Origin of the sequence: Oceanobacillus luteolus, from assembly GCF_023715655.1 — a bacterium.
In the GTDB taxonomy this organism is placed as follows: domain Bacteria; phylum Bacillota; class Bacilli; order Bacillales; family Amphibacillaceae; genus Oceanobacillus; species Oceanobacillus luteolus.
Genome location: NZ_JAMBON010000030.1, coordinates 36,253 through 46,163, shown reverse-complemented (window position 1 = coordinate 46,163; position 9,911 = coordinate 36,253). Strand labels below are relative to the sequence as shown.

14 protein-coding genes and 1 pseudogene are annotated in these 9,911 nt (G+C 38.2%); 6 read left to right on the top strand and 9 right to left on the bottom strand.

Features of this window, described 5'->3' with window-relative positions; genetic code table 11:
- Nucleotides 1-281: transposase domain-containing protein (locus M3210_RS15035; RefSeq protein WP_251515973.1), on the top strand; the 281-nt coding region annotated here is incomplete at its 5' end.
- Nucleotides 282-475: 194 nt separating this feature from the next.
- Here M3210_RS15035 and M3210_RS15030 read toward each other — a convergent pair.
- Genes M3210_RS15030 through M3210_RS15015 form a run of 4 tightly spaced genes read right to left on the bottom strand, consistent with a single transcriptional unit; the run spans nucleotide 476 to nucleotide 2,698 of the window.
- Nucleotides 476-943, bottom strand: coding sequence for a GNAT family N-acetyltransferase (locus tag M3210_RS15030; protein WP_251515972.1), 468 nt, complete (start codon nucleotides 941-943; stop codon nucleotides 476-478).
- A 13-nt stretch (nucleotides 944-956) separates the two neighbouring features.
- Nucleotides 957-1,628, bottom strand: a complete 672-nt coding sequence (locus M3210_RS15025) for a hypothetical protein (RefSeq protein WP_251515971.1) — start codon at nucleotides 1,626-1,628, stop codon at nucleotides 957-959.
- A gap of 22 nt (nucleotides 1,629-1,650) precedes the next feature.
- Entirely contained in the window at nucleotides 1,651-1,851 is a 201-nt protein-coding gene (locus M3210_RS15020) for a hypothetical protein (protein ID WP_251515970.1), read from the bottom strand.
- 37 nt (nucleotides 1,852-1,888) lie between these two features.
- Nucleotides 1,889-2,698, bottom strand: a complete 810-nt coding sequence (locus M3210_RS15015) for an SMI1/KNR4 family protein (protein ID WP_251515969.1) — start codon at nucleotides 2,696-2,698, stop codon at nucleotides 1,889-1,891.
- Nucleotides 2,699-2,888: 190 nt separating this feature from the next.
- On the opposite strand from M3210_RS15015, the gene M3210_RS15010 reads away from it, so the two are divergent.
- The 4 genes from M3210_RS15010 (at nucleotide 2,889) to M3210_RS14995 (ending at nucleotide 7,398) form a co-directional block, all read left to right on the top strand.
- Nucleotides 2,889-3,560 carry a response regulator transcription factor gene (locus M3210_RS15010; RefSeq protein ID WP_251515968.1) on the top strand — a complete coding sequence of 224 codons (672 nt, stop codon included), beginning with the start codon at nucleotides 2,889-2,891 and terminating at the stop codon, nucleotides 3,558-3,560.
- A gap of 1 nt (nucleotide 3,561) precedes the next feature.
- Nucleotides 3,562-4,563 (top strand): sensor histidine kinase, encoded by a 1,002-nt coding sequence (locus M3210_RS15005; protein ID WP_251515967.1) that lies wholly within the window; start codon nucleotides 3,562-3,564, stop codon nucleotides 4,561-4,563.
- Between the two features lie 122 nt (nucleotides 4,564-4,685).
- Nucleotides 4,686-5,453 carry an ABC transporter ATP-binding protein gene (locus M3210_RS15000; protein WP_251515966.1) on the top strand — a complete coding sequence of 256 codons (768 nt, stop codon included), beginning with the start codon at nucleotides 4,686-4,688 and terminating at the stop codon, nucleotides 5,451-5,453.
- Entirely contained in the window at nucleotides 5,446-7,398 is a 1,953-nt protein-coding gene (locus M3210_RS14995) for an FtsX-like permease family protein (RefSeq protein WP_251515965.1), read from the top strand. Before M3210_RS15000 ends, M3210_RS14995 begins: the two co-directional genes overlap by 8 nt.
- Before the next feature lie 47 nt (nucleotides 7,399-7,445).
- Here the strand turns inward: M3210_RS14995 and M3210_RS14990 are convergent, their stop codons facing one another.
- Nucleotides 7,446-7,769: an iron-sulfur cluster biosynthesis family protein gene (locus M3210_RS14990; RefSeq protein WP_251515964.1), complete on the bottom strand. Its 324-nt coding sequence runs from the start codon at nucleotides 7,767-7,769 to the stop codon at nucleotides 7,446-7,448.
- A gap of 216 nt (nucleotides 7,770-7,985) precedes the next feature.
- Between M3210_RS14990 and M3210_RS14985 the strand changes: the two genes are divergently transcribed.
- Nucleotides 7,986-8,195, top strand: a complete 210-nt coding sequence (locus M3210_RS14985) for a hypothetical protein (RefSeq protein WP_251515963.1) — start codon at nucleotides 7,986-7,988, stop codon at nucleotides 8,193-8,195.
- A 178-nt stretch (nucleotides 8,196-8,373) separates the two neighbouring features.
- Here the strand turns inward: M3210_RS14985 and M3210_RS14980 are convergent, their stop codons facing one another.
- The 4 genes and pseudogenes from M3210_RS14980 to M3210_RS14965 form a co-directional block, all read right to left on the bottom strand.
- Nucleotides 8,374-8,550: a hypothetical protein gene (locus M3210_RS14980; RefSeq protein WP_251515956.1), complete on the bottom strand. Its 177-nt coding sequence runs from the start codon at nucleotides 8,548-8,550 to the stop codon at nucleotides 8,374-8,376.
- Nucleotides 8,551-8,666: 116 nt separating this feature from the next.
- Nucleotides 8,667-8,909, bottom strand: coding sequence for a YkuS family protein (locus M3210_RS14975; protein WP_251515954.1), 243 nt, complete (start codon nucleotides 8,907-8,909; stop codon nucleotides 8,667-8,669).
- 91 nt (nucleotides 8,910-9,000) lie between these two features.
- Nucleotides 9,001-9,177: pseudogene (locus M3210_RS14970) on the bottom strand (GNAT family N-acetyltransferase); the annotation flags it as partial.
- Nucleotides 9,170-9,886: a class I SAM-dependent methyltransferase gene (locus M3210_RS14965; protein WP_251515952.1), complete on the bottom strand. Its 717-nt coding sequence runs from the start codon at nucleotides 9,884-9,886 to the stop codon at nucleotides 9,170-9,172. The pseudogene M3210_RS14970 and the gene M3210_RS14965, both read right to left, overlap by 8 nt.
- Nucleotides 9,887-9,911 lie beyond the last annotated feature (25 nt).

The window sequence follows — 9,911 nt, the reverse complement described above, 5'->3', positions numbered from 1 at the left end:
AAATCGATAACAACCGGGCGGAACGGTCTATAAAGCCGTTTGTGATCGGAAGAAAAAACTGGATGTTTAGCAATACCGCAAAGGGAGCTAATTCCAGCGCAATTATTTATAGCATTGTGGAGACGGCGAAGGAAAACGGATTAAACCCATTTAATTACCTGAAATATTTATTTGAACAGCTGCCAAATATGGACATGACTGACAAACCGAAATTGGATCAACTACTACCTTGGTCACCGTCCATTCCAGCGGAATGTCGTGTACCAAATAAAACTAAATAAATCATAACAATAGTCCACATCTAAAACTAGGTGTGGATTATTTGACGTTTACTTTAAAAACAACTTCACTAACCAATCCCATTACCAAATATAAACAAAAAAGGTGATTAATCATTTTAGATTAACACCTCCAGCTTAACTGTATCCCAACCACTCTATTTTCAACATATAGATTGAGAAATTCACCTATGTATTTAGTCTCGAATCCGTCTCCAAAAGCGTTTATTATCTTCCTTTCTTTGTTGAAATCCACGCGATTTATAGAATGGGATACCAAGTTCATTTCCTTCTTGTACAGATACATATTGTTCGGTTGCACCTTTCTTCATATGTTCCTTGGTAAACGCATCTAATAGTTTCGTGCCTATCCCTTTATATCTGTATACATCATCCACATAAAAAACAAAAATCTCACTGACACCAGGTTCGGTGACGGCACCTCCAATTGTCCCTGCAACTTTCTTATCTACCATCGCAACATGTGTATATGCACCTTTGGTGATATCCTCAACTACTCGTTCGTGGTTATACCAGTATTCTATATTTTTAATTTGATATTCTTCACTATAATAACCTTCGACAGTTTGACGCCAGCCCACTGAACAAATTCTACTAATTTCTTTAGCATGTTCCGTGGTTGGTTTAATGATCGAAATATTCATGATCAGCGCCTCCTTATTTTATTGCTTCATCAACCGTCTTTTCCCATATAACATTGTCCTCATCATCGAGAGCTTTAATGTTCACCTCAAACGGTTCTTCAGGAGTTGATTTATTTTCAACGAGGCTATACCAAACAAAGTAATCACTATTAACTTTTAAAATACTAGCATGATAAACTTCATCCTGTGTTAATTTAATCTTTTTAATTTGCTTATTTGTAATTACACCACCAAATACTAGTTTAGTTGCATAATCAACATAATCGTAGTTAATTCCCATAACAGGATTCACTATATCTATTGTTAGATTACCGTAAAAATCCGGCTTCGATATTCTCAATTGGTATCCCAAAGCATTTTCATAAAAGATAGAGATTAAGTTCTCTTTCATTTGCTTATGATGCACTGTAGCTGGACCTAGGTGAGGAAGAGAATCACTTGACCCAACATTTGATTCAAGGACATTCTTTTCCATGTTGAATAGCTCATTTGCCAGACTTTCATAATCTGAATTCATCTCCAGATAATCATTATGTAATTCACTATACATTTTTTGATATTGGATCAGTTCCTTTTCTTTTTCAGAGATGACTTCTTTGCTTTTAGTAATCTCAGTGAAATAAGTCGCCGCAACTAAGAATAAGAAGATGATGATAGCTACGAAAATTGTTTTATTACCCTTCATCTCTCCCCTCCATTCTTCACTATTATTCTATATCCTCATCTTTTTTAGGTTTATCCCAGCCAAAGAACCATCTCACAAAAATATAAAATAACACAAAGAATAGCGCCTGAAATGTATTTTCTACAAATTTAAATTCCTCATCTCTCACGTAATCCCAAATAACGAAGTTCAGCAACAATGCAATAAAAAATATAATATAGATGTATTTCCTCACAAACTCCACTAGAGTCCTCCTTCAGCTCGTGCGTCAATTGGTGTACTCAATTGTTTTCATCTATCATCTCGAGGTCCATCTTCACTCCTGGATAAGGCAGAGACCTTAACTTCTTCATCAACGAGGTATATTTACTATCGTCCATTTCACTTCGGAAACGAGAATAGATAAGTAAGAAATCAGCGACACTTTCTGCAATTCCTTCCGTATCACGTTTTTTCAAGAGGTAAATAAGTTGATCGAGCATCCAATTCATATCCCCGGCAACTAATGGGATATTTATGATGACGCTTCTGATTAATATTTCATCCTCACTAGTTCTAAAAATGTCTTCCGCGTCTCTTTTCGATATATTATTCAAATCCGGTATGTCCATATCGTCGACCATCTCTTCTTCCTCTTCATCAAACTCTTCCTCTTGTAGCGCTGCGATGAATTCATCGAAACTTTCAGCAAGCTGGAATTCATTCCCTTCTTCCACTTCCAAATAGACGACACTCGGATTACGTTTCTTTCCTCGGTAATCCAGCGCAACCCAAGTATGCCCATCGCCATCAAGGAGGACAATATCACTCGGAAGCCCCCACTCTTTGATGAGGTAATCCGTATCTAAAATTCCATCCTCCCCAATGCCATATAAACTACGGACTTCAATAAATTCTTCCACATGATCCGTAACAAAAGAAATAGGAAAAAGGGTTCGTTGGATGTATCCGCCATTTTGCTTTTTAACCAATTTCTTATACAGTGCCGGCAGCTCTACCCCTAATTGTTTCTCAGCTGCGATAATATCTTTTCTTTTCACAGGTTTTAATGCATATGTCTGATCTTCATCTTCCAACCAAAAATTTTTCATCGTCATCCCCCAGCCCATTTTACGTTTTCAACAACTATACCTATATATTCAACAAGTTGAGGGAATAATCCTTTTTTGGCAGAGACCTGAGTTACTTCTAGAAAAATCTGTCATTTATTCGTGATTATATTCGTTCTATTTAGTAAGATGAAAGAAAGGCATCAATTTAGTGATGAATGGAGTTTTTATCATGTACAAAATATTAATCGTTGAAGATGATATGGTCATTGCAAAAGCAATAAAATGTCATTTGGAAACTTGGGGCTATGAAGTAGAGTATATTACCGATTTTAATAAAGTCATGTCTACGTTTGTGTCCTTTGATCCGCAATTGGTGCTATTGGATATTTCTCTTCCTTATATCAATGGGTATACCTTGTGCAGTGAGATTCGAAAGCTATCTAAAGTGCCAATCATTTTTATTTCTTCGGCATCAGACAGTATGAATATTGTTATGGCCATTAATATGGGTGGAGATGATTTTATCGCCAAGCCATTTGATCTTACCATCCTGACCACGAAAGTACAGGCTTTGCTCCGACGCACCTATGATTTCACTGGACAAGCAAATTTGCTGGAGCATCGGGGAGCCATTTTAAATATCAGTGATGCAACGCTGAGCTATCAAGGCGAAAAAATGGAGCTCACAAAAAACGAACACAAAATCTTACATATTTTACTAGAGAATAAGGGAAAAGTCGTTTCCAGGGATACATTGATGACCCGGCTTTGGGAAACAAATAGTTTCGTAGATGACAACACATTGACCGTCAATATTAATCGGCTGCGAAAAAAACTAGAAACGATCGGATTAAAAGAGTTTATCATCACAAAGAAAGGAATCGGCTATTTGGTGGACTGACATGAGGAAAGACAGACAAAATCTATTACTGGCTTACTTAAAAATGAAGTGGAAGACGCTATTATTGCTTTTCATCTTTCTACTATGCTTCACTATTGTATTTTATCTCAGCCATGTGCCCCTCGACCCGATTCTCTATGCTTTCCTGCTTTGCGGGTATATCGGGTTGATTTTCTTTGTTGTGGACTTTTTCAAGTTTACCAAAAGGGTCCGCGTATTAAAAAACATGCAAAAAACAATTACGGTCCAGCTCGACCAGTTACCAGTGCCCGTAAATATTACCGAAGAACAATATCACATCCTGTTACAAATCCTACACAATAATATGCATGAGCTGACTGTACAAGCTGAGGAGAAACAAAGAGATTTAGTGAATTACTTTACGCAATGGACCCATCAAATAAAAACACCTATCGCTGCGATGCGACTTCTTCTTCAATCGGAACACCATGAACAAAATGCAGAATTGGAGATGGAACTTTTTAAAATTGAGCAATATGTAGAGTTTGTCCTACAGTATTTACGTTTGGAAAATATATCGACGGACCTTTTGTTTCAACAGTATGAGTTAGATTCCATTATCAAACAAGCCGTACGGAAACATGCAAAAATATTTATTCGAAATAAAATCACCCTGCATTATTCTGAAGTGAATTTTAAAGTGTTAACAGATGAAAAATGGTTGCTCTTTGTCATCGACCAACTCCTATCAAATGCTTTGAAGTATACAGAAGAAGGATCCATCTCCATTTATATGGATGGAAAACGATTGCTTATCGAAGACTCCGGTATTGGTATACCAGCGGAAGATTTACCGCGGATATTTGAGAAAGGATTCACTGGCCATAATGGACGTACCTATAAACAATCGACGGGAATTGGGTTGTATTTATGCAAACAAATCTTAACCAAATTGTCCCATGACATCATCATACAATCCGAAGTTGGAAGAGGCACGAAAGTTATCATCGACTTGGAAACAAAAAATATTGGAGTAGAATGACAACCTATGACCCTATCTTACGAAAATGTAAGATTGAGAGCTTATCTGTAAGCAAAGGCGATGTCTCCAGCCTTTAGAGCCTTGCTATACTAAACATAGAAACGATAAATGGAGGCATGACGATGACATTATTAGAAGTTAAAAATCTTAAAAAAATATATACGACACGGTTCGGAGGAAATCAAGTCCACGCTCTTACGGATGTAAACTTTTCCGTGGACGAGGGAGAATATGTGGCGATTATGGGAGAGTCCGGCTCAGGAAAGACAACGCTATTAAACATCTTAGCGGCACTCGATCAACCAACGAGCGGACAAGTGATGCTGCAAAATAAAAACATCGTAACGATTCGTGAAAAAGAACTCGCAGCATTCCGCCGGCAGAACCTCGGTTTTGTTTTCCAAGATTTCAATTTACTCGATACATTTTCCATCCAAGATAATATCTTCTTACCACTCGTCTTATCGGGTAAATCGTATAACGAAATGAATGCCCGGTTAGTTCCATTAGCTGAAAAACTACGGATTAGTGAGATTTTATCTAAGTTCCCTTATGAAGTTTCGGGAGGCCAAAAACAAAGAACAGCTGTAGCACGGGCCCTGATCACAAATCCGAAGCTCGTTCTTGCCGATGAACCAACTGGGGCGCTCGATTCACGCGCATCCGATGATTTACTGCGGATTTTTTCACAGATCAATCAAGAAGGCCAAACCATCTTGATGGTTACTCATAGTACAAAAGCCGCCAGCCATGCTGGAAGGGTGCTCTTTATCAAAGACGGAACGATTTTCCACCAGCTTTATAAAGGATCCTTATCCAATGAGGCAATGTATCAAAAAATCTCAGAAACATTAAACATCATTGCCACGGGCGGTGGGAGAAATGCGTAGATTCTTCTATTCCAAACTGGCACTCAGCAACATGAACAAACATCGGAAAACGTATATTCCTTACATTCTTTCCAACATCTTTATCATCGCGATGTTTTATATGATGCATTTCATATCCAGCAACCCAGGATTGAAGGAAATGTCTGGTGGCGAAGCCTTGATCACCATGCTGACACTAGGAAACTACGTCATCGGGATTTTTTCCGTCATCTTCTTATTTTATACAAACAGTTTTTTAATCAAGCGACGGAAGAAGGAATTTGGATTATTCAACGTGCTTGGCATGGAGAAGAAACATGTTGCGAAAGTTATTTCTATCGAGACTTTCTTTGCTTCAGCCCTCAGCCTGCTCCTTGGGTTAACAAGTGGAATCGTTTTAAGCAAGCTGATGTTTTTGCTGTTGAGTAACATTTTACAATTCAATATTCAGTTCACATATTTTATATCAGTACTTTCAATCGTCTATAGCGTCCTCTTGTTTTCAGGAATATTTATTCTTATCCTATTGAACAATCTAAGGCATATCCATCTGGCAAAACCGATTGAATTGTTACGTGGCGGACAAGTCGGCGAAAAGGAGCCCAAAACAAAATGGCTGCTTGTCGTCATAGGTCTCATCACGCTTGGTTACGGTTATTATATCGCCCTTGTCACGGAGTCGCCGCTGACGGCAATGGTTAAATTTTTCTTAGCCGTCGTGCTCGTCATCATTGGAACCTACGCCTTATTCACAGCGGGAACCATCGCTTTATTGAAATTATTACGGAAAAACAAAAAGTTTTATTATCAAACGAAACATTTCATCAGTGTATCTGGCATGATTTATCGAATGAAGCAAAACGCGGCAGGCCTTGCAAGCATATGTATTTTATCAACGATGGTATTAATCATGCTCTCTACAACCGTTTCCCTCTATATCGGGATGGAAGATTCATTGGAACATCGGTATCCGAAAGAAATCAGTGTTTCTGCATTTGATGTGTCTCTAGAAGAGGCTGAATCAATTGAAAAAAATATAGTTGATGAAGCTGACGAACATAATGTAGAAATGATCAACCCGATTCATTATCGTTCGGTCGAATTTCCAATGACCCAGCAAGGAAATTCATTTTCTGCACATGATCCGGAGTCACAATCTTTCACTGATATTTCTATCATCGAGGCAATGCCACTGGACGAATACAATCAGTTGGAAAAGCAATCCGCCACATTGGATGATGATGAAGTTCTCTTATACACGTTTCGGGGAGATCCTATTGAAGATACGATTACCATTGCTGATCAAAATTTTAAAATTAAGGATCAGCTTGATGATTTAACTTTTGATGGGATGGCGGTTGCCATGCTGACGAATCGTTATTTTGTCATCATGAAGGATGAAAACATTATAAACGAGATTTCACCAAAGGAAGACTTGTCCTATTATTACGGTTTCGATACCGAAGCGGATAGTGAAACGGAAATTGCTCTGACCCTATCTTTATCCCAACTATTAAAAGAACAATCTATCGAAGGATATGCAGAAGGGAAAGAAGAAGCGAGGGAATCCTTTTATTCCTTATATGGCGGGCTCTTTTTCCTCGGAATCTTTCTCGGTGCTTTATTCATCATGGCGACCGTACTCATTATGTACTACAAGCAGATTTCAGAAGGATATGATGACAAGAAACGATTTGAAATTATGCAGAATGTCGGCTTAAGTAAAGAGGAAATTAAAAAATCGATTCATGGCCAAGTGCTGATTGTATTTTTCATGCCGCTAGTCGGAGCTGTCATCCACATAGCCTTTGCCTTTAAAGTGATCACCAAACTTCTAGCTCTACTCAACTTGACCAATGTCAGCCTATTTGTACTCTGGACGGTGATTACCGTACTCGTATTTGCTGTCTTTTATGCAATTGTTTATCTGGTGACGGCAAGGGAATATTATAAGATTGTTAGTTAAATACGTAAGAAAGCCCAGTTCCAAAATGAACTGGGCCTTTCATTTTCTTAACCTTCTTTTATAATAAATGTCATTCTCCCATTTATAATTTGTGCAGGACTCTTTAACTGAAAGCTGTTCACGGTATCCGAGTAATCAATCTTCAAGTCGTCACTGAAAAAGTGCTCCGTTTTCTCCAATAACACCGGACGATCGTTCGTCTCTACCAGAATGTCTTCCTTTTCTTGTATCGACGGGACAAAATACAACGTAGGTATTCCTGAATCACAGGAAAGACCTTTCGTTTCGGTTTGCAGCTTAAGGTATCCGTTCCGTTCACCGATTCTTTTATTCAGTTCTTCTGATGCTCGCTCTGTAATCGTGATAGACATGAAAAACACTCCCTTTATTTCTTTGAAGCCCGAAATGAAGATGATCTGTCTTAATTCTCCATTCCCTTCACTTGCCATTCCAAACATTGTTACAATTATATTATATCAGTCATCAAGCAATAAAGATTTTTAACCTATCTGTAATAGTATTCGCTGACAAAATCAGGTAGAATTAGACAAAATAGGAATTTTGGTTCAATTGGAGGGAGAACCATTATGTATATGATCAATAGGAAAGTAAATGGACAAACTGAAATACTTAAAGACTCGAATAGTACATCTAATAAGGTCTTCCATGACTATGATACTGCAAAAACGTTTGCCCAAAAGCTGAACTCACGTACACACTCAAATAAACAGTGGTCTGTTACAAAAATCCAAAATATACCAAATACATTTAAAAAATACAACGAAGCAAATAATTGAACCCACCTCCACCAAGACGATAAGGACAAATCTAAAAAGTTTCTGATAAGACGGTTATATGTAATCGTCTTTTTTACTCCATATCAATGGGCTTCTTCAACGAATGATCTACAAAAAAGCCCCAGGATATCATCCGAGAGCTTTAACTTTCATATAGAACTTCTCACAAAAATAGAGATTAATACTCCTTTTGATCTCCCTCTTTGATGGAAGCTTTGGCTTTAAGATCATCTTCTTCAACTTTTTGAAAACCTTTATCCAGTCTGCCCGCATTTTCAATATCTCCGGAAGCCTTATACCCTCCGACTTCCGTATTGGAAGTTGTCCCATAAAGACTCATTCTTTTCTTTTTCATTTCTCTTTTCTTTACCCATTATGATCACCTCTAGTTGTAATATGGCCGAAGCGTTGATTAATAACGAGTAACTCTAAATGAAAAGGCCCCCCATGTAGGGAAAGCCTGCATCCATCTTAGCTAAGTCGTTCGTTCACCATCTGGGTTATTTCTTCTGCACTGTATCCTTGTGCATTGATTACTTGTCCTTCTGAAACAGTATCCTGCATGCCCATCACATTATTATCCATTCCCGAAACCACACAGCAATCACACTGACGTGCATCTTCTTCGGTCCGCAAATCAATGATTTCATGTCCCATTTCCATTAATGCTTCCTTTACTTGAGTCAGTGACTGTTCCACTCCAATACGTGCCATAAAAACTGCCTCCCTATTGATTTATATTCCTTGGTAGTTTCACCACAATAGGGAATATTATTCTAACCCCATCCGAGATTGCAAAAGACTGTTATTGTAGCCACTCTTCCTCCAAAATCGCATAATAATACTCATCCCACCACTCTTCTCCTTGAGGAATACACTTCTTAAAAAGACCTTCTCTTCTCATACCAATCTTCTCCATCACCCGATAAGATGGAATATTCTCAGGCTGACAAGTAGCGATAATCCGGTGCAATTTATTTTCTACTGTGAAAAATAAACGACTTAGATTCCGCTGTTGCTTGTTCAAATTCCCAATCACCATATACTTCAATTTGTGAAAATCCTGCTTGCAAAAGCGATTCATCGATTGCTTCTTTCGTGCGGAATTTTAATTGCATTTTTTCACGAATGAGTACTTCATCCGTACGTACATTTTTTACCGTTTCGTAAAAAGTAAAAACATCCTCCGCGAACCCCTCATATTCCGTCCATATCTCAAGCGTATCACCAGTCTCTTCATGTACCGCAACATCAGGTGTCATATCTTTTTCCCACTCTTCCCACACTCTAGCAATTGGATTACGAGTATCAAATATAAAATGTCCACCTGGCTTTAATTCACGATATACGTCTGATAAGTTCTGTTGCCAGCTTTCATCCGTCAGAAAGACTTGTGCTACATTTGCGGTCATGATCACAGCGTCAAACGTATGTTTTCGTAAATGGGAACTGTCCCCAACTATCCAATCCAGCTCACCTGGATATTGTTTATTTCTCGCATATTCAATCGCCTCCTCATTTGGATCGACAGCTGTAATATGATAGCCCTCTTTAGCAAAATGTGCAGTCAACCTTCCTGTGCCACAGCCTAAATCAGCGATTTTATTTACCTTCAACTTTTTTAGTAATGCTAAAAAGAACTCATCGTCTTTCGCCCAACGATTGATTTGGTCATATACTAATGGGATCATTTTTCACCAACTTTCCATGCCTAGA

What these genes read in the sequence shown, in the direction of transcription:
- M3210_RS15030 (WP_251515972.1), bottom strand. Translation starts at nt 943, where the DNA reads ATGAATATTTCGATCATTAAACCAACCACGGAACATGCTAAAGAAATT.
- M3210_RS15025 (WP_251515971.1), bottom strand. Translation starts at nt 1,628, where the DNA reads ATGAAGGGTAATAAAACAATTTTCGTAGCTATCATCATCTTCTTATTC.
- M3210_RS15015 (WP_251515969.1), bottom strand. Translation starts at nt 2,698, where the DNA reads ATGAAAAATTTTTGGTTGGAAGATGAAGATCAGACATATGCATTAAAA.
- M3210_RS15010 (WP_251515968.1), top strand. Translation starts at nt 2,889, where the DNA reads ATGTACAAAATATTAATCGTTGAAGATGATATGGTCATTGCAAAAGCA.
- M3210_RS15005 (WP_251515967.1), top strand. Translation starts at nt 3,562, where the DNA reads ATGAGGAAAGACAGACAAAATCTATTACTGGCTTACTTAAAAATGAAG.
- M3210_RS15000 (WP_251515966.1), top strand. Translation starts at nt 4,686, where the DNA reads ATGACATTATTAGAAGTTAAAAATCTTAAAAAAATATATACGACACGG.
- M3210_RS14995 (WP_251515965.1), top strand. Translation starts at nt 5,446, where the DNA reads ATGCGTAGATTCTTCTATTCCAAACTGGCACTCAGCAACATGAACAAA.
- M3210_RS14990 (WP_251515964.1), bottom strand. Translation starts at nt 7,769, where the DNA reads ATGTCTATCACGATTACAGAGCGAGCATCAGAAGAACTGAATAAAAGA.
- M3210_RS14985 (WP_251515963.1), top strand. Translation starts at nt 7,986, where the DNA reads ATGTATATGATCAATAGGAAAGTAAATGGACAAACTGAAATACTTAAA.
- M3210_RS14980 (WP_251515956.1), bottom strand. Translation starts at nt 8,550, where the DNA reads ATGAAAAAGAAAAGAATGAGTCTTTATGGGACAACTTCCAATACGGAA.
- M3210_RS14975 (WP_251515954.1), bottom strand. Translation starts at nt 8,909, where the DNA reads ATGGCACGTATTGGAGTGGAACAGTCACTGACTCAAGTAAAGGAAGCA.
- M3210_RS14965 (WP_251515952.1), bottom strand. Translation starts at nt 9,886, where the DNA reads ATGATCCCATTAGTATATGACCAAATCAATCGTTGGGCGAAAGACGAT.